14 protein-coding genes and 1 pseudogene are annotated in these 22,566 nt (G+C 71.5%); 8 read left to right on the forward strand and 7 right to left on the reverse strand.

The window, feature by feature from the left end:
* Positions 1–30: 30 nt before the first annotated feature.
* From AB0I79_RS02805 to AB0I79_RS02825, 5 genes are all read right to left on the reverse strand, one after another.
* Positions 31–825 (reverse strand): ABC transporter ATP-binding protein, encoded by a 795-nt coding sequence (locus AB0I79_RS02805; RefSeq protein WP_357866132.1) that lies wholly within the window; start codon positions 823–825, stop codon positions 31–33.
* The gene (locus tag AB0I79_RS02810; RefSeq protein ID WP_357866134.1) at positions 822–1,826 is read right to left on the reverse strand and encodes an ABC transporter ATP-binding protein; all 1,005 of its coding nucleotides are present in this window, start codon (positions 1,824–1,826) and stop codon (positions 822–824) included. The genes AB0I79_RS02805 and AB0I79_RS02810 overlap by 4 nt, the downstream gene beginning before the upstream one ends.
* On the reverse strand, positions 1,813–2,814 hold the full coding sequence (locus AB0I79_RS02815) for a branched-chain amino acid ABC transporter permease (RefSeq protein ID WP_357866136.1): 1,002 nt from the start codon (positions 2,812–2,814) through the stop codon (positions 1,813–1,815). The genes AB0I79_RS02810 and AB0I79_RS02815 overlap by 14 nt, the downstream gene beginning before the upstream one ends.
* Positions 2,815–2,830: 16 nt before the next feature.
* Positions 2,831–3,970 carry a branched-chain amino acid ABC transporter permease gene (locus tag AB0I79_RS02820; protein ID WP_357866138.1) on the reverse strand — a complete coding sequence of 380 codons (1,140 nt, stop codon included), beginning with the start codon at positions 3,968–3,970 and terminating at the stop codon, positions 2,831–2,833.
* A 586-nt stretch (positions 3,971–4,556) separates the two neighbouring features.
* Entirely contained in the window at positions 4,557–4,901 is a 345-nt protein-coding gene (locus tag AB0I79_RS02825; protein ID WP_253759558.1) for a hotdog fold thioesterase, read from the reverse strand.
* A gap of 131 nt (positions 4,902–5,032) precedes the next feature.
* Between AB0I79_RS02825 and polA the strand changes: the two genes are divergently transcribed.
* The 6 genes from polA (at position 5,033) to AB0I79_RS02855 (ending at position 14,269) form a co-directional block, all read left to right on the forward strand.
* A complete protein-coding gene (polA, locus tag AB0I79_RS02830; protein ID WP_357866139.1) occupies positions 5,033–7,723 on the forward strand; it encodes a DNA polymerase I in 2,691 nt (896 codons plus the stop codon).
* 94 nt (positions 7,724–7,817) lie between these two features.
* Positions 7,818–8,939 (forward strand): polysaccharide deacetylase family protein, encoded by a 1,122-nt coding sequence (locus AB0I79_RS02835; protein WP_357866141.1) that lies wholly within the window; start codon positions 7,818–7,820, stop codon positions 8,937–8,939.
* A gap of 192 nt (positions 8,940–9,131) precedes the next feature.
* Positions 9,132–10,613, forward strand: coding sequence for a 30S ribosomal protein S1 (gene rpsA, locus AB0I79_RS02840; protein WP_253746805.1), 1,482 nt, complete (start codon positions 9,132–9,134; stop codon positions 10,611–10,613).
* Between the two features lie 151 nt (positions 10,614–10,764).
* Positions 10,765–11,898, forward strand: coding sequence for an epoxide hydrolase family protein (locus tag AB0I79_RS02845; RefSeq protein ID WP_357866143.1), 1,134 nt, complete (start codon positions 10,765–10,767; stop codon positions 11,896–11,898).
* 117 nt (positions 11,899–12,015) lie between these two features.
* Positions 12,016–13,785 carry an alpha/beta hydrolase gene (locus AB0I79_RS02850; RefSeq protein ID WP_357867050.1) on the forward strand — a complete coding sequence of 590 codons (1,770 nt, stop codon included), beginning with the start codon at positions 12,016–12,018 and terminating at the stop codon, positions 13,783–13,785.
* A 13-nt stretch (positions 13,786–13,798) separates the two neighbouring features.
* Positions 13,799–14,269 (forward strand): GNAT family N-acetyltransferase, encoded by a 471-nt coding sequence (locus tag AB0I79_RS02855; RefSeq protein ID WP_357867053.1) that lies wholly within the window; start codon positions 13,799–13,801, stop codon positions 14,267–14,269.
* A gap of 445 nt (positions 14,270–14,714) precedes the next feature.
* Here AB0I79_RS02855 and AB0I79_RS02860 read toward each other — a convergent pair.
* A pseudogene (locus AB0I79_RS02860) lies at positions 14,715–14,846 on the reverse strand (Clp protease N-terminal domain-containing protein); the annotation flags it as partial.
* A 44-nt stretch (positions 14,847–14,890) separates the two neighbouring features.
* Here AB0I79_RS02860 and coaE point away from each other — a divergent pair.
* Positions 14,891–15,493 (forward strand): dephospho-CoA kinase, encoded by a 603-nt coding sequence (gene coaE, locus AB0I79_RS02865; protein WP_357866145.1) that lies wholly within the window; start codon positions 14,891–14,893, stop codon positions 15,491–15,493.
* Positions 15,494–15,570: 77 nt separating this feature from the next.
* The gene (locus AB0I79_RS02870) at positions 15,571–16,983 is read left to right on the forward strand and encodes a glycoside hydrolase family 43 protein (RefSeq protein ID WP_357866147.1); all 1,413 of its coding nucleotides are present in this window, start codon (positions 15,571–15,573) and stop codon (positions 16,981–16,983) included.
* Here the strand turns inward: AB0I79_RS02870 and AB0I79_RS02875 are convergent.
* Positions 16,980–22,541 carry a TIR domain-containing protein gene (locus tag AB0I79_RS02875; protein WP_357866148.1) on the reverse strand — a complete coding sequence of 1,854 codons (5,562 nt, stop codon included), beginning with the start codon at positions 22,539–22,541 and terminating at the stop codon, positions 16,980–16,982. The genes AB0I79_RS02870 and AB0I79_RS02875 overlap by 4 nt on opposite strands.
* Positions 22,542–22,566: the final 25 nt, after the last annotated feature.

Consider the following 22,566-nt stretch of genomic DNA (forward strand, 5'->3'; position numbering starts at 1 on the left):
GGGGAGCCCCTTCTCCGTTTTCGTGCCCGGTTACGCCTTGGCCAGCGTCCCGAGGTACAGCTCGATGACCTTGGGGTCGTTGGCGAGCTGCTTGCCGGTGCCGGTGTAGGCGTTGCGGCCCTGGTCGAGGACGTAACCGCGGTGGCAGATCTGCAGGCAGCGCCGCGCGTTCTGCTCCACCATGATCACGGTCACGCCGGCCTTGTTGATCTGCTGGGCCTGGATGAAGACCAGGTCCTGCAGCTTGGGCGACAGGCCCGCCGACGGCTCGTCCAGCAGCAGCACGGAGGGCTCGGTCATGAGAGCCCTGGCCATCGCCACCATCTGCCGCTCACCGCCCGACAGGGAGCCGGCGCGCTGCTTGCGCCGCTCCTTGAGCGCGGGGAACAGCTCGGCCACGAACTCGAAGCGCTCCTTGAACTTCCCCGGCACCTGGAAGGCGCCCATCTCGAGGTTCTCCTCGATGGTGAGGCTGGGGAAGACGTTGTTGGTCTGCGGCACGTAGCCGACGCCGCGGGCGACCAGGGAGTGCGCCTTCATGTTCGTGATGTTCTCACCCTTCAGCAGCACCGTGCCGCTGCGGATGGTGACCAGGCCGAACATGGCCTTGAGCAGGGTCGACTTCCCGGCGCCGTTGGGGCCGATGATGCCGATCAGCTCGCCGTCCTTCACGTACAGGTCGGAGCCGTTGAGGATGTTGACGCCCGGGAGGTAACCCGCGATCAGCTCGTCGCAGCGCAGCACCGCGTCCTCGGCGCCCTCCAGGTGGGCGCTGCGGTCGGTGACGGCGGCCTTCGACTGGACGGGCGCTTCGTCGGCGCTCACTTCTGCCTCTCCTCTGCGGTTTCGGGCTCGGGGGCGGTCGTCGCCCCGGTGGTGCCGTCGGTCTCGTGGATCTCCGCCTCCAGCGCCGCCTCGGCCTCGTGGAGCTGGGCCTCCAGCTCGCTCTCCGACAGCGGGGCGTCGTGGTGGGCGCCCAGGTAGGCGTCGATCACGCGCTCGTCGGACATGATCGTCGAGGGCGGGCCCTCGGCGATGACCGCGCCCTGCGCCATGACGATCACCCAGTCGCTGATGTCGCGGACCATGTCCATGTCGTGCTCCACGAACAGCACGGTCATGCCCTGCTCGCGCAGGTCCTTGACGTGGCCGAGCAGCGACTGCGTCAGCGCCGGGTTCACGCCGGCCATCGGCTCGTCGAGCATGACCAGCTCCGGCCGGACCATGAGCGCGCGGGCCATCTCCAGCAGCTTGCGCTGGCCGCCGGACAGCGACCCGGCGAAGTCGTCGCGCTTGGCGTCGAGCTTGAAGCGCGCCAGCAGTTCCTCGGCCCGCTCGGTGATCTCCTCCTCCTGGGCGCGCCAGAAGCGGGGCACGAGGGCCCGCCAGAAGTTCTCGCCCTTCTGCTGCTGGGCGCCCAGGCGCATGTTCTCCAGCACGGTCAGCCGCGAGAGCGCCTTGGTGAGCTGGAACGTGCGCACCATGCCGGCACGCGCCACCTTGTGCGCGGGCACGCCGTTCATGGCCCGGCCGTTGAACGTCCACGTGCCGGAGTCGGCCGTGTCGAAGCCGGTGAGCTGGTTGAAGAACGTGGTCTTGCCCGCCCCGTTGGGGCCGATCAGCGCGGTGATGGAGCCGCGCTGGACCTCGACGTGGTTCACCTCGACGGCGGTCAGGCCGCCGAAGCGGCGCACCACGTTGTCCACCACGAGGATCGGGTCGGGCTTGGGCACCCCGGGGTCGCGGGCCAGGTCCTTGAACGCGGCCAGCGCCGCCGCCTTGCGGTCGGTGGCCCCGGCGGTCACAGTCGTCTTAGCGTCGCGCATCGATCGCTATCTCCCTCTTGTCACCCAAAATGCCCTGCGGCCGGAAGATGAGCAACAGGATCAGACCGAGGCCGACCAGGATCCAGCGCATGGCGCCGACCTGGTTGGTGTCCAGGAACGTGATGTACCCGGCGGCGACCGCCTCGGTCATCACGTTGTAGAACAGGACCAGGAGCACCCAGAAGATCATCGAGCCGATCACGGGGCCGAGCACGCGTGCGGCACCGCCGAGGATGAGCATCGTGTACATGTAGAACGTGGTTTCGGTGCCGAACACGTCGGGCTGCACCGAGGCGTAGCCGAGACCGTAGATGAAACCGCCGAAGCAGCCGATGACGCCGCCCAGCACGAGCGCCTGCATCTTGTACGAGAACACGCTCTTGCCCAGGCTGCGCACCGCGTCCTCGTCCTCGCGGATGGCCTTGAGCACGCGGCCCCACGGGCTCTTCATCAGCAGGTACACGACGAAGCTGAACAGGGCGATGAGCACCCAGCCCACCGTCAGCACCCACATCGTGCGGTGGCCGAAGAGCAGCGGCACGGGCCCGAGGTTGAAGCCGTACTCCCCTTCGGGGTACGGGTTGAGCGCGTAGAAGCCGTCGGAGAAGCCGCGCTGGCCGTCGGAGCCGCCGAAGACGCCCTTGAACTGCACCGAGCGGAAGATGAGGCGGACGATCTCGGCCGCGGCGATGGTGACGATGGCCAGGTAGTCGGCGCGCAGTTTCAGCGTCGGTATGCCCAGCAGGATCGCCAGGATGACGGCGGCGACCAGGCCGACGAAGATGCCAACCCAGAACGGCAGGCCCATGACGGTGACCGTGACGGCCAGCCCGTAGCCCGCCACGCCCATGAACGCGGCCTGGCCGAAGTTGAGCAGGCCGGTGTAGCCGAAGTGCACGTTCAGGCCGATGGCGCCGATGGCGTACAGCACCGTCTCGACCCCCACAGCGGCCTTGATGGTGGTGCTGAAAATCGTGATCCAGTCCATTCTGATCCTCCCCCGATCAGCCGATCCGCTCGCGGCGGCCGAGAATGCCCTGCGGCCGGACGAGGAGCACGATGATGAGTACGGCGAGCGCGCCCACGCTCTTCAGCTCCGGCGGCACCCACAGGGTCGAGACCTGGATGAACAGGCCGACCACGAGCGAGCCCACCAGGGCGCCGAAGGCGGTGCCGAGCCCGCCGAGCGTCACGCCGGCGAAGATGAGCAGCAGGACGTCCTGGCCCATCGTGTACTTCAGGTTCTGGGAGAGCCCGAGCATGATGCCGGCCAGCGCGGCGATGGCGCCGCCGAACGTCCAGATGATCCTGATGACCCGGTCGACGTTGATGCCGGACGAGGCCGCCAGTGCCGGGTTGTCGGCCACGGCGCGGGCCGCCTTGCCCGTGCGGGTGCGCAGCAGCGCGATGCCGACGATGATCAGGACCGCCAGCTCGATGCCCATGGCCACGAAGTTCTTGGGGGCGGCCGTGATCGGGCCCACCTCGATGCCGGGCTGGGCGGTGTACTGGGCGTAGGCCTCGGTCTGGCCGCCGAAGAAGATCAGGAACACGTACCGGAGGAAGAGCGCCACGCCGATCGAGATGATCATCATGGCGATCGTGCCGGTGCCGCGCCTGCGCAACTGCCCCCAGAACAGCCGGTCCTGGAGGTAGCCGAGGACGCCGGCGACGATGACGGCGATCAGCGCCGCCGGGATGAGATGCAGCCCGAAGCCTATGTTGAAGGCGTAGGCGAGGATGGCGCCGAGCGTGACCAGCTCGCCGTGGGCGAAGTTGGTCAGGCCGGTGGTGCCGTAGATGAGCGACAGGCCCAGCGCGGCCAGGGCGATGATCAGGCCGAGGTTCAGGCCCTCGAACGTGAGCTGCGCCGCCTGCGTCCAGAAGGTGCTGGTCTCACCGCCGCCCTGCTGCTGCTGGTTCGCGGCCCCCTTCGGCTGCAGCGCGTACAGGACCGTGGAGCAGTTGCCCTCGTAGACCGTCGGCGTGCGGACGTTGTTGCCACCCCGCACCTCGGCGTTCTGCGGAAGGCTGGCGGCATCCAGCGTGACCTTGTACTTGCCTGGCTTGTCGACCTGTACGTCCCAGGTGCCTTCGGCGTTTGTCGTGACCTCCTTGACGGGTTGTCCGCCCTCTGTGGTCACAGCGATTTTGGCGCCGTTCACTGGCTGGCCTTGGAGTTTGAGTGTTCCCCTCAGTCCCTGGCAATCGGCGGGACCCGCGTGGGCGGGCCCGGCCAGCAGGAAGATGAGTCCACCCAGGAAGGCCGTGAACGCGATCACGGCTCTGCGCAATGGTGCTCCCTCAAAGTAGGTCAAGGCGGGGTTGTGCCCCTCCATCTCGACACGCGCGCATCGCAGGCACAACTGGGATGCAATGGCGGGAGCTTATTCCGGCAGCGCCCGGTTCAGTATCGTTCGTCACCAATTAGTGACATGTGTGTGTCACTGATGTGAGGAATCAACGAGCCTGGTCAGGGCCTAAATGAGGCGAGACGCCTGGCGCTGCGGGGAACGAATCGATAACGATCAGCGTATGACGTGTCGAGCCCGCGGGGCGGCCTTTGGGGCCATGTAGGGATCCCCGTGGCGTCCGCGAGAGCACCCTCGCGAACGTGGGGCCGAACACGTTTTCTACTGGGCCTCCCCGCGGGCTCTGTTGCGACCACGGTAGCGACCCGCGGGGGCCATGCGCAAAGGGTCGGCGAAAGGAAACACCGTGACCTGAGTGTTACCGGTCGCGCAGCATGCAGGTGAGGCGTGAGGTGCAGACGCGACGGCCCTGCTCATCGGTGATCTCGATGTCGTACGTCGCCAAGGTGCGACCGCCGTGCAACCGCGTCGCGACCCCCGTGACGTACCCGGAGGTGGCCGAGCGGTGATGGGTGGCGTTCAGCTCGATGCCCACGGCGATGCGCTCGGGACCGGCGTGGACGGCCGCCCCCACCGAGCCCAGCGTCTCGGCGAGCACCGCCGAGGCCCCGCCGTGCAGCAGCCCGTACGGCTGCGTGTTCCCCTCGACCGGCATGCGGCCCACGACCCGCTCGGCCGTGACCTCCAGGAACTGGATGCCCATCTTGTCGGCGAGCGTGCCCTCGTGCAGGTCGCCGAATATCGAGACATCCAAGGGATTGGTCTGCGTCAAAGTGCCGCCTCCACTCTTCCGAGCTCGGGTTTTCTGTCGGAGACGCAGACTAGGCTGCGTACGTGCCGAAGAGTGAAGTGACCCCCAGCCGCCCGTGCCTGCTGCTGCTTGACGGGCATTCCCTGGCTTATCGCGCGTTCTACGCGCTCAAGGACGCCAACCTGATGACCACCGACGGTCAGCACACCGAGGCGGTCTACGGGTTCACCTCGATGCTGACCAACATCCTGCGCGACGAGCAGCCCACGCACGTCGCGGTGGCCTTCGACCGGTCGGAGCCGACGTTCCGGCACGAGGAGTACGCCGAGTACAAGGCCAACAGGAGCGAGACCCCGGAGGACTTCCGCGGTCAGATGCAGCTCATCTTCGAGCTGCTCGACACGCTGCGCATCCCGCGCCTGTCCAAGGCGGGCTTCGAGGCCGACGACCTCATCGCCACCCTGGCCACCCGCGCCGCCGAGCAGGGCATGAACGTCCTGATCGTCACCGGCGACCGCGACGCGCTGCAGCTGGTCAACGAGCACGTCACCGTCCTGATGACGCGGCGCGGCATCAGCGACATGACCCGGTTCACGCCGGAGGCGGTGGAGGAGAAGTACGGCCTCACCCCCGCCCAGTACCCGGACTTCGCCGCCCTGCGCGGCGACCCCAGCGACAACCTCCTGAGCATCCCCAGCGTGGGGGAGAAGACCGCCGCCAAGTGGGTGCGCGAGTTCGGCTCCCTGACCGCCCTCGTCGACCGGGTCGACGAGGTCAAGGGCAAGGTCGGCGACAAGCTGCGCGAGCACGTCGCTCAGGTCCTGATGAACCGCCGGCTCACCGAGCTGCTGCGCGACGTGCCGCTCGAGGTGGAGCTCGGCGACCTCCAGCAGGGCACCTGGGAGCGCGAGGAGATCAACAAGCTGTTCGACACCCTGCAGATCCGCGGCGAGCTGCGCGAGCGGGTGTTCAAGGTGCTCGGCACCGGCGAGCAGGAGCCCGAGCAGGGCTTCGAGGTCGAGACCGTGCTGCTCGGCCCCGACCGGGTCGCCGGCTGGCTGGCCGCGCTGCCCGAGGGCCGCGCCGGCCTCGCCTTCAAGGGCGCGTACGGCAGCGGCACCGGCCGCATCGACGCCATCGCCGTCGCCTCGCCCGACGGCACCGCCGCCCACATCGACCCCGTCAAGCTCACCGAGGCCGACGAGGCGGCCCTGAGGGCCTGGCTGGGCGACGACACCAAGCCCAAGGCCGTCCACGACGCCAAGGGGCCCATCCTGGCCCTCTGGGCGCAGGGCATGGAGCTGCGCGGCCTGAGCTGCGACACCGCGCTGGCCGCCTACCTCGCCATGCCGGGCCAGCGCACGTTCGCCCTGGAAGACCTGGCCAGGCGCTACCTCCACCGCGACCTGCGGGCCGAGGAGGAGCCCAACGGCCAGGCCGCGCTGTTCGGCGACGACGAGGACGCCCCGGCCAAGGACCTCGCCCTGCGCGCCCACGCAGTGCGCGAGCTGGCCGAGGCCCTGGAGACCTTCCTGGCCGGGCGCGGCGGCACCCAGCTCCTGGCCGACGTGGAGCTGCCGCTGCTGTCGGTGCTGGCCGAGCTGGAGCGGGCGGGCATCGCCGTCGACAGCGAGTACTTCGCCGGCCTGGAGGCCGAGTTCGGGGCCGCGGTCAAGCACGCCGTCGAGGAGGCGCACCGCTCGGTTGGCGAGCAGTTCAACCTGGGCTCGCCCAAGCAGCTCCAGGAGATCCTGTTCACCAAGCTCAACCTGCCCAAGACCAAGAAGATCAAGACCGGCTACAGCACCGACGCCGACCAGCTCGCCTGGCTCGCCACCCAGACCGAGCACGAGCTGCCCACGATCATGCTGCGCCACCGCGACCAGCAGAAGCTGCGCACCACGGTGGAGGGCCTGATCAAGGAGATCTCCGACGACGGGCGCATCCACACCACGTTCAACCAGATCATCGCCGCCACCGGCCGGCTGTCGTCGGAGAAGCCCAACCTGCAGAACATCCCGATCCGCACCGCCGAGGGCCGCCGCATCCGGCAGGGCTTCACCGTCGGCGAGGGCTACGAGACGCTGCTGACCGCCGACTACAGCCAGATCGAGCTGCGCATCATGGCCCACCTGTCGGGCGACGAGTCGCTGATCGAGGCGTTCGAGTCGGGGCACGACTTCCACCAGGCCACCGCGGCCAGGGTCTTCGACCTGCCGCCCGAGCAGATCGACGGCGAGCTGCGGGCCCGTATCAAGGCGATGAACTACGGCCTGGCCTACGGCCTGTCCGACTTCGGGCTGTCCGGGCAGCTCAACATCCCGGTGTCCGAGGCGCGGGCGCTGAAGGAGGAGTACTTCCAGGAGTTCGGCGGCGTGCGCGACTTCCTGAACGCCATCGTCTCCCAGGCCCGCACCGACGGCTACACCGAGACGATCATGGGCCGCCGCCGCTACCTGCCCGACCTCACCAGCGACAACCGCCAGCGCCGCGAGATGGCCGAGCGGATGGCGCTCAACGCCCCCATCCAGGGCTCGGCGGCCGACATCATCAAGGTCGCCATGCTCCACGTGCACCAGGCGCTGCGCGAGGAGGGGCTGGCCTCGCGGATGTTGCTGCAGGTTCACGACGAGCTGGTGTTCGAGGTGGCCCCGGGCGAGCTGGAGCGGCTCACCCAGCTCGTGTGCGACCAGATGAACGCCGCCTACCACCTGCGGGTGCCGCTGGAGGTCTCCGTGGGCGTGGGCCGCACCTGGGAGGACGCGGGGCACTGACCGAGGTCCGCCGAGGCGGCGCGGAAGCGCCGCTTGTGCCCCGGATTCTCCACTAACCTGGGGAAACCGTCTTCACCGAGCGGCCGGGGGTTTCGTGCGGATACCAGGGTCCCTTCCGCGGATCATCGGCATCGCGAACATCGCCGTGATCACGGTGGCCGTCGTCGGCCTGAGCCTCCTGCCCGGCGAGCCGCGGCCCCAGGCCAAGCCGAAGGCCGTCGCCGAAGCCGGGCGGAGCCCCGTCCCGGCAGCGTCCCCGGCAGCGTCCCCGGCTCCGTCCGCCAGCCCGGTCGGGCAGCCGCCCGGGGTGGTGGCCACCCCCGAGTTCGCCCGGCAGGTGCGCGCCAACGAGGCGGGGCTGGTGCCGGTCCTGATGTACCACCGCATCCTGGCCAAGCGGCACGCCTCGCTCGACCGCACGCCCGACCAGCTCAGGAAGGAGCTGGAGAAGCTGGCCGAGCGGGGCTACGTGCCGATCACCGCCAGGGAGTTCGCCACCGGGGACATCCGGGTGCCGGCCGGGAAGCACCCCGTCGTGCTCACGTTCGACGACGGGCACCCCAGCCACTTCGGGCTCGACGCGAACGGCCGCCCGCTGCCCGGCACCGCCGTGGCGGTGATCCAGGAGGTGGCCGGCCGCCATCCCGGCTTCCGGCCCGTGGCCACGTTCTGGGTCAACAGGGAGCCGTTCGGGCTGCGCGACACGGCCTCGCAGCAGGCCGCCGTGCGGTGGCTGGTCGATCACGGCTACGAGGTGGCCAACCACACCTGGGGCCACCCCAACCTGAGGATGCTCAAGCGCAAGAAGGTCGGCGAGCAGATCGTCAGGATCGAACGCCTGCTCAAGAAGCTCGGCGCGCCGCCGTCGCAGACGATGGCCCTGCCGTACGGGTCGATGCCCCGGACCAAGAGGGCCGCGCGTAGCGGATCATGGGACGGCACGAGGTATGATTTCGCGGGCGTGTTCCTCGCCGGAGCCGAGCCGTCGCTTTCGCCCTACGCGAAAAAGTTCGACCGCGGGGCGATCCAGCGGATCCAGAGCAACGGCAAGAAGGGCGAGTGCCGCAAGTGGTGCTCGCAGTACTGGCTGGAATGGCTGGACAAGCACCCTGGCGAGCGCTATGTGAGCGACGGCGACCCGGAGCGGATCTCCATACCGGAGGCACTCCGAGGTAATATCGACGCCAAGCGAGGGCTCCAGGTCATTGCCTACTGATGTCTCCCCGGATTGACCCAGTGGCGAAGGTCTCATATGCTGATCGCTGCGCTGTGGGCTCGCGCGCGCCTCAGACGGAGCGGGCTCGCGCTCGGTCACGTCGATGTCGTAATTCCTCGGCTTGATGCGGAAGAGGGCCTGCCGCGCATCCGCCACATCGACATCCTGTCCGCGTTCGGAGCAATTCCACACATGACGTCCAGCACTGAGGCCACCTCGAGCACCCCGCAGGTAGCGGTCAACGACATCGGGTCCGAGGAAGCCTTCCTCGCGGCGATCGACGAGACCATCAAGTACTTCAACGACGGCGACATCGTCGAGGGCACCGTCGTCAAGGTCGATCGAGACGAGGTTCTTCTCGATATCGGCTACAAGACCGAGGGTGTCATTCCCTCGCGCGAGCTTTCGATCAAGCACGATGTCGATCCCGCTGACGTCGTGGAGGTCGGGGAGCACGTCGAAGCCCTGGTTCTCCAGAAGGAGGACAAGGAAGGGCGCCTGATCCTGTCCAAGAAGCGGGCTCAGTACGAGCGCGCCTGGGGCACGATCGAGAAGATCAAGGACGAGGACGGCATCGTTACCGGCACCGTCATCGAGGTCGTCAAGGGTGGTCTCATCCTCGACATCGGCCTGCGGGGCTTCCTCCCCGCGTCCCTGGTCGAGATGCGCCGTGTCCGCGATCTGCAGCCGTACGTCGGCCGTGAGCTCGAGGCGAAGATCATCGAGCTCGACAAGAACCGCAACAACGTGGTCCTGTCGCGCCGCGCCTGGCTCGAGCAGACGCAGTCCGAGGTTCGCCAGACGTTCCTCAACACCCTCCAGAAGGGCCAGGTCCGCAAGGGCGTCGTCTCCTCGATCGTCAACTTCGGTGCGTTCGTGGACCTCGGCGGCGTCGACGGTCTGGTCCACGTGTCCGAGCTGTCCTGGAAGCACATCGACCACCCGTCCGAGGTGGTCGAGGTCGGCCAGGAGGTCACGGTCGAGGTCCTCGACGTCGACATGGAGCGCGAGCGCGTCTCCCTGTCGCTCAAGGCCACTCAGGAAGACCCGTGGCAGCAGTTCGCCCGCACCCACCAGATCGGCCAGGTCGTGCCGGGCCGCGTCACCAAGCTGGTGCCGTTCGGCGCGTTCGTCCGGGTCGAGGAGGGCATCGAGGGCCTGGTCCACATCTCCGAGCTGGCCGAGCGCCACGTGGAGATCCCGGAGCAGGTCGTCCAGGTCGGCGACGAGATCTTCGTGAAGATCATCGACATCGACCTCGACCGTCGCCGCATCAGCCTCTCGCTGAAGCAGGCCAACGAGGGTGTCGGCACCGAGGTCGAGTTCGACCCGACCCTCTACGGCATGGCGGCCACCTACGACGACCAGGGCAACTACATCTACCCCGAGGGCTTCGACCCCGAGACGGGTGAGTGGCTCGAGGGCTTCGACAAGCAGCGTGAGGAGTGGGAGCGGCAGTACGCCGAGGCCCAGCAGCGCTTCGAGGCCCACCGGAAGCAGATCGAGGAGGCCCGCAAGGCCGAGGCGGAGGCCGGCGAGGCCGCTCCCTCGACCTACCAGGGCGAGACGCCGGCCCAGGCCGGCAGCTCCTCGTCGGCTCCCGCCAGCGGCGCGCTCGCCTCTGACGAGGCGCTCGCGGCTCTGCGCGAGAAGCTCGCGGGCGGCCAGAGCTGAGGCCCTCTCCTTGAGGACTTCGGCCGCCTGAGGCACAGGTAGTCAGGAAGGCCCCGCACGGTTCGCCGTGCGGGGCCTTTCGCATGCCCGGCAGCGTTCCTCCGGACAATGCGGAACGATCCTTGCCGCATTGAGGTCTACGTTCGGGGGCATGGACGAGATCAAGCCTTTCCGTGTCGACATCCCGCAGGCCGACCTGGACGACCTGCGCGCACGCCTGCGGCGGACCAGGTGGGCCGCGCAGCTGCCCGGCGGGTGGAGCAGGGGCGTGCCCGTGCGGTACCTGCGCGAGCTGGCCGAGTACTGGGCCGACGGGTTCGACTGGCGGGCCCAGGAGGCCCGGCTCAACACCTTCCCGCAGTTCACCACCGTCATCGACGGGCAGCCGATCCACTTCCTGCACGTGCGCTCGCCCGAGCCGGACGCCCTGCCGCTGATCATGACGCACAGCTGGCCCAGCTCCGTGGCCGAGTACCTGGAGGTGATCGGCCCGCTCACCGACCCGCGCGGGCACGGGCTCGACCCGGCTCCCGCCTTCCACGTCGTGGCCCCGTCGCTGCCCGGGTTCGCGTTCTCGCCGTTCCCCGAGCCCGCCGACGAGCGGCCGTGGAGCGTCGAGCGGGTGGCGCGGACGTGGGCGCAGCTCATGCGCGGGCTCGGGTACGAGCGGTACGGCGCGCACGGCAACGACGCCGGGGCGCTCGTCACGCCGCAACTGGCCGCGCTGGACAGCGAGCACGTGGTGGGCTCGCTCATCACCGCCGGGCTCGGCATCCCCACGGGCGAGCCGGGCGAGCTCGACGGGCTCGGCGAGAAGGAACTGGCCGAGCTGGAAGAGATGGCCGCCTGGATGACCGGGGGCAGCGGGTACGGGCCGTACCTGGCGGCCAGGCCGCAGACGCTCGCGTACGGGTTCGCCGACTCGCCGGTGGCGCAGCTCGCGTACCTGGTGGAGAGGTTCAAGGAGTTCGACGGGTGGGGGCCGGGGGAGGAGCCCGTCGGGCGGGACCTGGTGCTCACCAACGCCAGCCTGTACTGGTTCACGGCGACGGGCGGCTCCTCCTCCTGGACGTACTACGAGGGCGCCGCCGGGCTGCCGATCTCCCAGCGCGCCGTGCCCACCGGGGTCACGCACGGCGGGCCCGAGGTGATGCGGCGGGTCGCCGAGCACGGCAACGACATCGTGTACTGGGGGCAGGCGCAGAGCCCCAGCCACATGGTCGGCATGGCGGCGCCCGACACGCTGGTGGCGGGCATACGGGAGTTTTTCCGGATGGTTCGCTGAGGTGGCCGGAGATTTTACCCAAGAGTCTTTGCAAGGCCCTGACCTGCGGGATCATGCGCTGGGAAACTGAGCGGCGGCGCTGGTGGTCGCGACTCTCCCAGGGGTGACGCAGTGAGCATGGTTCAGCGGATGATCCGGGCGGCGGCCGTGCTGGCGACGGCGGTCTCCGCCTCCGTCCCGGCCGCTCCGGCGGCGCGTGCCACCTCCCTCCCGGCCACCCCGGCGGGGGGCGCCTTCGTCCCGGCCGCCTTCGTCCCGGCCGCCTTCGTCCCGGCCACCTCAGCGCCGGCCACCTCAGCGCCGGCCCCCCCGGCCACCGCTGCCGCCTCCGGAGTCGCGTCACCCGCCGGGCCGGTGTGGTGGGGGTGCGGGGACGGGCTGGAGTGCGCGAAGCTGTCCGTGCCCGTCGACTGGGCCAGGCCGCGCGGGCCGCGTACGGAGATCGATCTGGCCAGGATGCCCGCCCGCGACCCCCGCGGCAGTCTCGGCCCGCTGGTCGTCAGCACCGGCGCCGAGTCCACCATCCAGGGCGTGCGGGCGCGGCCCGACGCCGTGAGCGAGCTGGCGCGCTGGTTCGACGTGGTGTTCGTCGAGTCGCGCGGGATCGGAGACCGGGGGAGCGCCGCCACCGTACGCTGCTCCGTGCCCCAGCCCGACCCCCGCCGGCTCCAGCTCACCCCTGGAGCGGCCGCATGGCGCGCCTACGCCCGCGACAACGCCGCCTACGACCGGAGCTGCCGGATCGCCGCCGGGCCCGCCTACGCGGGCCTCACGTCCTGGCAGGTGGCTCACGACCTCGACGCCGTACGCGCCGCGCTCGGGCAGCCGCGGCTGCGCTACTTCGGCAACGCCTACGGGGCCGTGTACGGGCAGGCGTACCTGGAGTTGTTCCCCCGGCGCGTGGAGCGGATGTACCTGGAGGGAGTGCCCGACCACGGCCAGCCCAGCGTGGGGCGGCGGCTGATCGCGCACGCGCGGGCGGCCGAGCGGCAGCTCACCGCCTTCCGCGACTGGTGCGCGGGGCGGATGGGCTGCCCCCTCGGGGGAGACGACGCCGTGGAGGTGCTCGACGGCCTGCTCGAACGGGCACCCCTGCCCACCGGCGCCGGCCGTGCGGCGGACGCCGGCCGGCCGTCCGCGGGTCCTGGCCGTGTCCTGGACGCCGGGCAACCGCCGGCGGGTCCGGGCCGTGCGGTGGACGCCCGCGAGATCGTGGTCGCGGTGCTCGCCGGCCTCGTCCCGCAGCGCTGGCCCGAGCTGGCCCGCGCCCTGTCGGCGGCCGAGGCCGGCGACGCGAGCGCGCTGGCGGCGATGGCGGCCCCCGGGCAGCCCGTGGCGCCGGCGATGGTGACGCGGTCGCTGCACTGCCACGACTTCATGCCCGCCGTGCCCGGCTACCGGCGGTTCCTGGCGATGGAGTCGCGCCTGCGGGCGATCGCGCCGCGGGTCGGCTGGCTGACCGGCAGGTACGAGGTCGGCCGCTGCCTGGGCATCGCCGGCCGCCCGAGCTGGCCGCCCTCCGCGACCGGCGGCGACTCCGTGACCAGCGGCGATTCCGTGACCGGCGGCGACTCCGTGACCGGCGGCGATTCCGTGACCGGCGGCGATTCCGCGGCGAGGGTAGGGGCACGCAAGCCCCCGTCCGTGCTGGTCGGGATCGGGCGGCTGGACATCGAGAGCCCCGCCTCCGGCGCCGCGCGGGCGGCCGGCCGGATCCCCGGGGCCGCGGTGCTCCGGCACGGTGACGGGCACGGCGCGTACCTGCTGCAGGGCGCCGCCAAGCTGCGCGCCGCCTGCCTGCGCACCCGCGTGCACGACTTCCTCGTCAACGGCACCCCGCCCCGGGCCCGTACGCGCTGCCCGGGAGAGCTGACGGCCGTGAGATAGGCTGCCGCAGGTGGTGATCGAACGAGCGGAGCCCGCGGACGCGGGCGAGATCCTCACCCTGCAGCGCGCGGCCTACCTCAGCGAGGCCCAGCTCTACGGCGACCCGTACATCCCGCCCCTCGTCGAGTCGCTGGAGCAGGTGCGCAAGGTCATCGAGGGCGCGCTCGTGCTCAAGGCGCTCGACGGCACCCGGATCGTCGGCGCCGTGCGCGGCCGGCTCTCCGGCGCCACCTGCCTGGTAGGCCGCCTCGTCGTCGCCCCCGACCGGCAGGGTCAGGGCGTGGGCACGGCCCTGCTGCGCGCCCTGCACGAGGAGCTGCCGGAGGCCGAGGCGTTCGACCTGTTCACGGGCCACCTGTCGGAGGGGAACCTGCGGCTCTACCGCCGTCTGGGCTACCGGGAGACGAGCCGCGAGCGGATGGACGATCATCTGACGGTGGTCTACCTGCGTAGGACGCCAGATCGATCCCCTCCTCCGCGATGATCACGGCGCGGCCCAGGTCGTCGTCCACCCAGTTCCATCCCCACCGCCACTCCGAGCCGGCCGGATGCCCGGCGTTGAGCCGGTCGAGCACGGCCTGCAGCTCGGACGCGGGCACCACGATCTGGTGCCGGCCCCGCCATGGCACGTGCTCGGGCGCGTCCAGCGGCGGCACCCGCACCCCGTGGCGCCGCAGCGCCGCCAGCACCTCCTGCGGCGAGACCCCGAACAGGTGCAGCGGCGTCGCCCCCCGCTCCACCTCGGCGTCGTGGGCCAGCGCGATCAGCCAGTGCTCCGGCGACGGCACGCGCTCGCCCTCGGCCAGGGCCAGGCCGGTCGCGATGCCGGACAGCTTGTGGAAGGCCGGATTGGCGAAGCCGCCGCCCCGGTGGTGCCCGGGCCGCCCGTGACGGGGCAGGAGCTCCAGGGCGTGCCCGTGGTCGAGCCCGGCCTCGTTCAGCACCCGCGCGGCGAGCGAGTCGCCGCTCAGCAGGGCGAGCACCACGTGCCCCGGCCCCACCCAGTCGTCTCCGGCGGCCGCCGCCTGCTCGTGGGCGGCCCGTACGATCCAGCTCACCATGCTCTCATCATGCTCCGCCGAGGCGCCTTGGATAGGCTTCTGGGGTGCTGAAGATCGGACTGACCGGCGGCATCGGCTCCGGCAAGAGCGAGGTGGCCAGGCGGCTGTCGGCCGCGGGCGCCATGGTGATCGACGCCGACAGGATAGCGCGTGAGGTGGTGGAGCCGGGGACACCCGGCCTGGCGCGGGTGGTGGCCACGTTCGGCGAGGAGGTGCTCCGGCCGGACGGCTCGCTCAACAGGGAGAAGCTGGGCTCGGTGGTGTTCGCCGACTCCGAGAGGCTGGCGGCGCTGAACGCGATCGTGCACCCGCTCGTGGGGGAGCGGGTGGCGGAGCTGCAGCGGGCCGCCGCCGACGACACGATCCTGGTCTACGACGTGCCGCTGCTGGTGGAGAACAACCTGGCCCCCATGTACGACGTCGTCATCGTCGTCGACGCCCCCGACGACCTGCGCATCAGGCGGCTGGCCGAGCACCGCGGCATGCCGGAGGCCGACGCCAAGGCGCGCATCGCCGCCCAGGCGACCCGCGAGGAGCGGCTGGCGGCGGCCGACTTCGTGATCCCGAACGACGGCTCGCTGGAGGAGCTGGACGCGCGGGTGGCTGAGGTCTGGCAGGAGCTGCTCGGGCGCGCCGCCCGCGGCTGAACCGGCGGGTTGACGGCCTGACCGGTATCCATGACGATCGGAAAGATCGCCCGGCAGGATCACCGGAAGGACCGCCGATGCCGCGTCCCTGGCGTGCCGCCCTGGCCGCTCTGACCGCTCTGACCGTCGCCATGACCGTCTCCATGGCCGTGCTCGGCCCGGCCGGAGAGGCGGGCGCGGCGACGCAGTCGTTCCGCAACCCGGTGAACCCGTCCGCCGACCCCAGCCTGATCCACCACAACGGCAGCTACTACGTGGCCACCACGCGGGGCGACCGGATCGGCATCTGGCGCTCGCCCAGCCTCGCCACCCTGCTGGCCGCCACCGAGCAGGTGGTCTGGCGCGACAGCGACCCCGGCCGCAACCAGCAGATGTGGGCGCCCGCGTTCCGTCATGTCGGCTCCCGCTGGTACCTCTACTACACGGCCTCCGACGGCGTGGACGCCAACCACCGCATGTACGTCCTGGAGTCGGCGGGCGACGACCCGATGGGCCCGTACACGTTCAAGGCCAAGATCGCCGACTTCGGCGAGTACGCCATCGACGGCGAGCCGATCACCCACAACGGGCAGTCCTATTTCGTCTGGAGCGGCCCGGGCCGCGGCCTGGGCGGCCCCGCCCAGCTCTACATCGCCAGGATGAGCAACCCGTGGACGGTCACCGGCGGCCGGGTCGCGATCCCGGCGGACGGCGGCTGCACCGAGGTGCGCGAGGGCCCGACCCCGCTCTACCGGAACGGCAGGACGTTCCTCACCTACTCCACCTGCGACACCGGCAAGCCGGACTACCAGCTCTGGATGAAGAGCATCGCGAACGGCGCCGACCCGATGGTGGCGGCGAACTGGAGGCAGCACCCGGGCCCGGTGTTCTCCCGCAACGACGCGACCGGCGTGTGGGGCCCCGGGCACCACTCGTTCTTCCGCTCGCCCGACGGCACGGAGGACTGGATCGCCTACCACGGCAAGAACACCAGCACCTACACCTACGACTTCCGCACCACCCGGGTGCAGAGGTTCACCTGGAACGCCGACGGCACCCCGAACTTCGGCCGCCCCCTGGCCGCCGGCGCCACCCAGCAACTCCCGTCCGGCGACCCGGGCGCCGCCACCTCGGTGATCAACGACTTCGACCCGCAGGTCACGTACGCGGGCACGTGGCAGTCCGGCTCCGGCTGCGGCAACCAGTGCTTCTGGAGCAACGACCACTGGAGCGGCCAGGCCGGGGCGACCGCGACGGTCACCTTCACCGGCAGCCGTGTGGCCCTGCTCAGCGTGCGCGACCGCGGCAACGGCATCGCCGCCGTCTCCATCGACGGCGGCCCCGAGCAGCGCGTCGACTACTACAGCGGCATCCGGGTGGGCGAGCAGCTCAACTACCTGAGCCCCGTCCTGCCGCGCGGGCAGCACACGCTGCGGGTGCGGGTGACGGGCGAGCGCAACCCCGCCTCGGGCAGCACGGTGATCAGCATGGACCGGATCGAGGTGTTCTAGAAGGGCGAGTCGAGCGGTACCTGCCGCACCCCCGGCAGGTACGGATCCAGCTCGCCCAGCTCGAACCGCGACATGCCCACCACGTGCCAGAACTGCCCGCCGGGCTCGCCCTGCACCTTGTAGCGCCCGTCGGGCGCCAGCGCCGCCCACCCCTCGGGCAGCCCGAGCAGGGTCGCCCGCCGTTCGCCGCCCGCCCAGAGGATCACCAGGCCGTCGTCGCCGGCGCTGGCCAGGAGGTCCTCGGCGGGGCTGAAGGCCACCGACCAGATCCTGCGGGCGTGCCCGGCCAGCGTGTGCAGCAGGCGCCCGGTGGCGGCCTCCCACACGCGCACCAGCGTGTCGTCGCCGCCGGTCGCCAGGCGCTCGCCGGAGGCGTCGAAGGCCAGGCTCCACAGCCGCCCCTCGTGCGCGTCGAGCGTGTGCACGAGGCGGCCGTGACGGCGCTCCCACACCAGGGCCCTGCCGTCGTTGCCGGCGCTGGCCAGGAACCGGCCGTCGGGGGAGAACGCGACGGAGTAGACCCGGTCGCTGTGCCCCTCCAGCTTGGCCAGCCGGAGGCCGGAGCCCGCCTCCCACACGCGCACCGCGTGGTCGTCGCAGCCGGTGGCCATGTACGCGCCGTCGGGGCTGAACGCGATCGAGCGCACCCGCCCCCGGTGGCCCAGCAGCTCGCCCGCCAGCCGCCCCGTCGGGCGGTACCAGATCCGCACGCTGTCGTCGTCGTTGGCGGTGGCCAGCAGGTTCCCGTCGGGGCTGAACGCCTCGGCCCACACGTGGTCGGTCTCGGCGTTCAGCTCGCGCTCGTAGTCGCCGGTGGCGGCGTTCCAGAAGTGCACGCCGCCGTCGTTGCTGGAGGTGGCCAGCACCGGCCCGGCGGGGGAGAACGAGGCCGAGATCAGCCGGTCGGCCGTGCCGGTGAATTCGCGCAGCCGCCGCCCGGTGCGCGGCTCCCACAGCCGTACGACGCCGTCGTTGCCGCTGGTCGCCAGCATCGTGCCGTCGGCGCTGAAGCGCACGGAGGAGATCCGCCGCCCGTGGCCGCGCAGCACCCGCTGGCACTGGCCGGTCTCCGGGTCCCACAGGCGCACGGTGCCGTCGTTGCTGCTGGTGGCGAGCTGCTGCCCGTCGGGGCTGAACGCGAACGGCCAGACCGAGCTGCGGTGCCCCGTCAGCTCCACCCGCTGGCTCGCGCCGAGCCGCTGCACCCGCACCACGCCGTTGGCGTCGCCGCTGGCCAGGCTCTGCCCGTCGGGGCCGAACGCGACCTGGTAGACGGCCGCGGCATGCGTGGTGTGCACGCCGCGGGCCTCGCCCGAGGTCTCCCACACGCGTACGCCGCCCGCCGTGTCGCCGGTGGCCAGCAGCGAGCCGTCGGGTGAGAACGCCACGCAGTAGACGCTGCCCAGGTGCCCGGCCAGCCCGTGGGCGAGCCGCCAGGTGCGGGTGTCCCACAGCCTGACCGTGCCGGCCTCGTCGCCGGTGGCCAGCAGGCGCCCGTCGGGGCTGTGCACGGCGCGGTAGACGCTGCCGCGGTGCTCCCCGAGCGTCTCCTTCACCTGCCCGGAGCCGAGGTCCCAGACGCGCACCACGCCCGCCGAGTCGCCGGTCACCAGCGCGGAGCCGCCGAACGATGCGGTGTAGACGGGTGCCCGGTGCCCCGCCAGCTCGTGCGCGAGCCGCCCGGTGGCCGTCTCCCACACGCGGACGACGCCGTCGCCGCCGCCCGCCGCCACCAGGTCGCCGGAGGGGCTCAGCCGCAGCGGCCAGACGCCGCCGGGGTGGCACTCCAGCCTGCGCAGCAGCTCGCCGCTCAGCGCGTCCCACAGCAGCACGTCACCGTCGGCGGCGCCCGTGGCCAGCAGGTCGCCGGCGAACTGCACCGCGTACACGCGGCCCCGGTGGCCCTGGAGCGTGCGCACCGGCGCGCCGCCGACGCACATCAGCACGCCGCCGTCCTCGTTGCCGACCGCGATCGTGACCCCGTCGGGGCTGTAGGCGATCGGCTCGGGCAGGCGGCTGGTCTGGAAGTGGTAGCCGTACGGGACGCCGATGCCGGCCGGCGCGAACTGCACCTCGACCGGCTGTCCCGGCACCACGGCGGCGCCGGGCAGGCGCGGCAGCGTGCCGGTCACGTTGATCAGCGCGGCCCGGTGCCAGCGGGCGCCCTCGACCTCGGCGTCGCTCAGGTCCACCTGCGCCAGCCGCGCCCCCGACAGGTCGGCGCCGCGCAGGTCGGCCCCGGTGAGCTGGGCGCCGTCGAGCCGCGCGCCGATCAGCCTGGCGTCGCGCAGCGTGGCCCTGGACAGGTTCGTACCGGCGAGCGTGGCCTCCGACAGGTCGGCGCCGGTGAGGTCGACCTCGCGCAGGTCCCTGGCCGACAGGTCCTCGCCCTTCAGGTTGGCCCCGCGCAGGTCGGCGTTGGCGGGCGTGCGCAGCCCGGCGGAGATCTTGACCGCGTTCGCCCTGGCCACGTCGTCGGGCGGCGGGTCGTTCACCCACGCCCGCAACGCGCGCACGTCGGCCAGGTCGCACAGGAACTCCACGGTCAGCGCCGACAGCGGCCGGCGCGCCAGCAGCGCCGGGTGGTCCAGCGTCGTGGCGATGCGCCGGGCGACCAGCCACTCCATGACCGAGGCGTGGATGAATCCGAACATCCCCTCGTCGGTGCGCACCAGCAGGCTGCCCGAGCCCATGCGGAAGGCGGCGTGCGCGGCGGTGAGCTGGCCGTCGGCCAGGCCGGTCAGCGTCTCGCCGATCTCGGTCAGCTCGTCGAGGGCCAGCAGCGCCTCGCCGGACTCCCACAGCCGCACCGCCAGCGCCGTCACCACCTGCCACAGGTCCTCGACGCTCAAGCCCGCGGGGGAGCCGGGGACCCGGGCCCGCCGCTCCTCGAAGACCAGCCACGAGGTGAGGATCTCCTCGTACAGCAGGGCGGGGCTGATGGTGTGGCGGGCCTCGGCGACCGTACGCAGGCGGTCGGCGTCGAGGTCGGCGATGAAGCTGAGCATGCGCGGGTTCTGGGCCAGCGCCAGCAGGTCCTCGATCTCCCCCATCAGCGACATGCGGGCGCCGGCCTCCTCGCCGCCGCCGAACCGGTTGGCCAGATAGGAGCGGATCTGGTCGGGAGTGAAGTCCTCGACTCCGAGCACCCGCCGCTGCGGCAGCACCCCGACCATCTCGCCGAGCGAGGTGAGCACCTGGCTGTGCGACTTGAAGTGCTGGGTGCGGCTGGCCACCACGATCTTCGCCTTGTCCTCGGCCGCCGCCAGCAGCGTGGCCAGGTGGTCGGCCGCCCGGTCGTAGGTCAGCCGGGTCACCAGCTCGTCGAACCCGTCGAACAGCAGCACGATCCGCCCCTGCCGCAGCAGGTAGCGGAACGCCTTGAGGTCGATGACCTCCTCGCCGTGGCTTGCCAGGTGCGCCGCCACCAGCGCGTCCACGGAGTGCGCCTTGTCCAGGGCGCGCAGCTCGATGAGGATCGGCGTCAGGTGCGGCAGCTCGGCGGGGATGCGCCGGGCCAGCTCGCGCAGCGCGAACGTCTTGCCGTGGCCGAAGTCGCCCAGCAGCAGCAGGAACCGGCCGTGGTCGGCGGCCAGCAGCCGCATCAGCTCGTCGGTCAGGCCGTGCCGGATCTGGCTGCCGGGGCGGTCGAGCTCGCGGTAGCGCTGCGGGACGTACAGGGCGGGCGGGTAGCGCCGGTCGGAGGTCAGCCTGGCGGTCTGCTCGGCGACGTAGCCGCTCAGGTCGAGCAGCCCCTGGAACTCGGTGAAGCTGCGCAGCCGTACGCCCATCCGCATCAGGTCCTCGCGCAGCGCGCGCGGCGCCGGCTGCCCCTGGTAGACCAGCTCGGCGGCCAGCCCGCCGGCGTGCGCCAGCCGGACGAACCCGGCCACCGCCTCCTCGTCCAGCGCGCCCACGTGTGCGCCGATCATGGTCTGGCGGACGAAGCCGTCCTCGGCCTGGGTGACCACCAGATGCGTGGCGAACCTGCGGATCTTCGCGCGCTCGTGCCTGGCCTCGCAGACCTCGGTGACCCGGTCGAGCAGCAGCTCCACGGGGCTCGGCACGCGCTCCTCCGGCTTGGCGGCGGGCGGCTGCTCGGGCGGGCTCTCGCCGGTGAACGTCGCCTGCGCGGCCCGCCAGCGGACGCGTACCGGCTCGGGACGCTCCTTGTCGGGCACCCACGTGCGCAGCCCGTCGGGGCCGATCTCCACGAGGTGGTGCCGCCCCGAGCGCGGCGCGGCGATGCGGCCCTCGGCCGGCTGCCCGGTGCCGCCGTGGAAGAGCAGGTTGAGCCGGTGCCCCAGCAGCCGCTCGAACGCCGGCGCGTCCGTCAGCTCCGCCGGCGAGTGCCCCATCGCGCCCAGGCGCAGCCACCCGCGCTCCTCGTACGGCCGCAGCCGCTCCGCGAACCAGGCCGCCTGCGCCTCCCCGAGCATCGCGTACGCGTCGCGCTCCAGATGGCTCATCGCCATCGTCGAGTTCAGCCCCGCCACGACCACCCGAAGATCAGGCACCTCGAAGAGGGTCCACGGCTGCCCGCCGTCGAACACACGGTCGTCCAGCCCCTGGTACAGCTCGGCGAACAGGGTGGCGAAGTGGCGCCACTTGGGCCAGTAGGGCGGCTGCGGGCTCACGTCGTCGGCCTCGCAGGTCATGAAGTACGCGCTGGCGGCGGCCTTGGTGACGTCGCGCGGCCCGGGCAGCAGCACCAGCCGGTGCGGCTCCAGGCCGAGCAGCAGCCGCAGGTCGGTCACGAACCGGGTCGCCTGCGCGTACTGCCCCAGGCTGCCGGACTCGGTCAGGTCGCCGCTGACGACCATGAGGTCGGGGCGGGGCATGCCCCGGTCGTACAGGGCGGTCAGGTCGGCCCAGATGCGCGCCTGCATGTCCTCGGGCGTGAAGGGGTCGCCGGGGTCGGGCAGCGCCCGCCCGAAGCGGGGGCCGCCGATGTGCAGCACGCTGATCGAGTCGCGGCCCCGGCTCTCGCCGGCCGCCGGGGGGAACGTGGGCGGCGTGACCGGGGTGCGCCGGGCCCTGGCCCGCTCGGCGGGCGGCGGCAGGCTGGGAAGCGGCGGGGGCGTGGGCACGACGGAGCCGTCGGGGAAGGCGGGTGCGGCCTCGGGCTTGGCCCGGCCCGCCAGCGCCTCCCTGACCCGGCCGAGCAGCAGCGCCCTGGCCTGGCCCGGATCGGTGACGCCCAGCAGGTCGACCCAGGTGATCGTGGACAGCAGCCCCTCCAGGGGGACGTCCTCCAGCCTGATCGTGACGAGCTTGTTGGAGGGGTTGTCGGGGTCGGCGCGCAGTGCCGCCTGCCACTCCATCCGGCCGTAGCGGGAGCCCAGGTAGTTGCGCGAGAGCACGGCCACGACGAGTTTCGCCTCGCTGACCCCGCGGTCCATGAAGTCGATGAAGTTGGTGCCGGGCACGAAGTCCCATGCCTGGATCATGGTGCGGTAGCCCGCGGCCTCGAGCTCCCAGGCGATCCAGGTCGCCCATGCCGTGTCGGCGGGGGAGTAGCTCACGAAGATGTCGGTCGGCCTGCCGTCGCGTGCCATTCGTTCAGTATCCCCTGCCGGGTCG

This window comes from Nonomuraea sp. NPDC050202 (assembly GCF_040656115.1).
GTDB lineage: Bacteria > Actinomycetota > Actinomycetes > Streptosporangiales > Streptosporangiaceae > Nonomuraea.

What these genes read in the sequence shown, in the direction of transcription:
- AB0I79_RS02875 (WP_357866148.1), bottom strand. Translation starts at nt 22,541, where the DNA reads ATGGCACGCGACGGCAGGCCGACCGACATCTTCGTGAGCTACTCCCCC.
- AB0I79_RS02815 (WP_357866136.1), bottom strand. Translation starts at nt 2,814, where the DNA reads ATGGACTGGATCACGATTTTCAGCACCACCATCAAGGCCGCTGTGGGG.
- AB0I79_RS02825 (WP_253759558.1), bottom strand. Translation starts at nt 4,901, where the DNA reads ATGGGCATCCAGTTCCTGGAGGTCACGGCCGAGCGGGTCGTGGGCCGC.
- AB0I79_RS02845 (WP_357866143.1), top strand. Translation starts at nt 10,765, where the DNA reads ATGGACGAGATCAAGCCTTTCCGTGTCGACATCCCGCAGGCCGACCTG.
- rpsA (WP_253746805.1), top strand. Translation starts at nt 9,132, where the DNA reads ATGACGTCCAGCACTGAGGCCACCTCGAGCACCCCGCAGGTAGCGGTC.
- AB0I79_RS02870 (WP_357866147.1), top strand. Translation starts at nt 15,571, where the DNA reads ATGCCGCGTCCCTGGCGTGCCGCCCTGGCCGCTCTGACCGCTCTGACC.
- AB0I79_RS02850 (WP_357867050.1), top strand. Translation starts at nt 12,016, where the DNA reads ATGGTTCAGCGGATGATCCGGGCGGCGGCCGTGCTGGCGACGGCGGTC.
- AB0I79_RS02810 (WP_357866134.1), bottom strand. Translation starts at nt 1,826, where the DNA reads ATGCGCGACGCTAAGACGACTGTGACCGCCGGGGCCACCGACCGCAAG.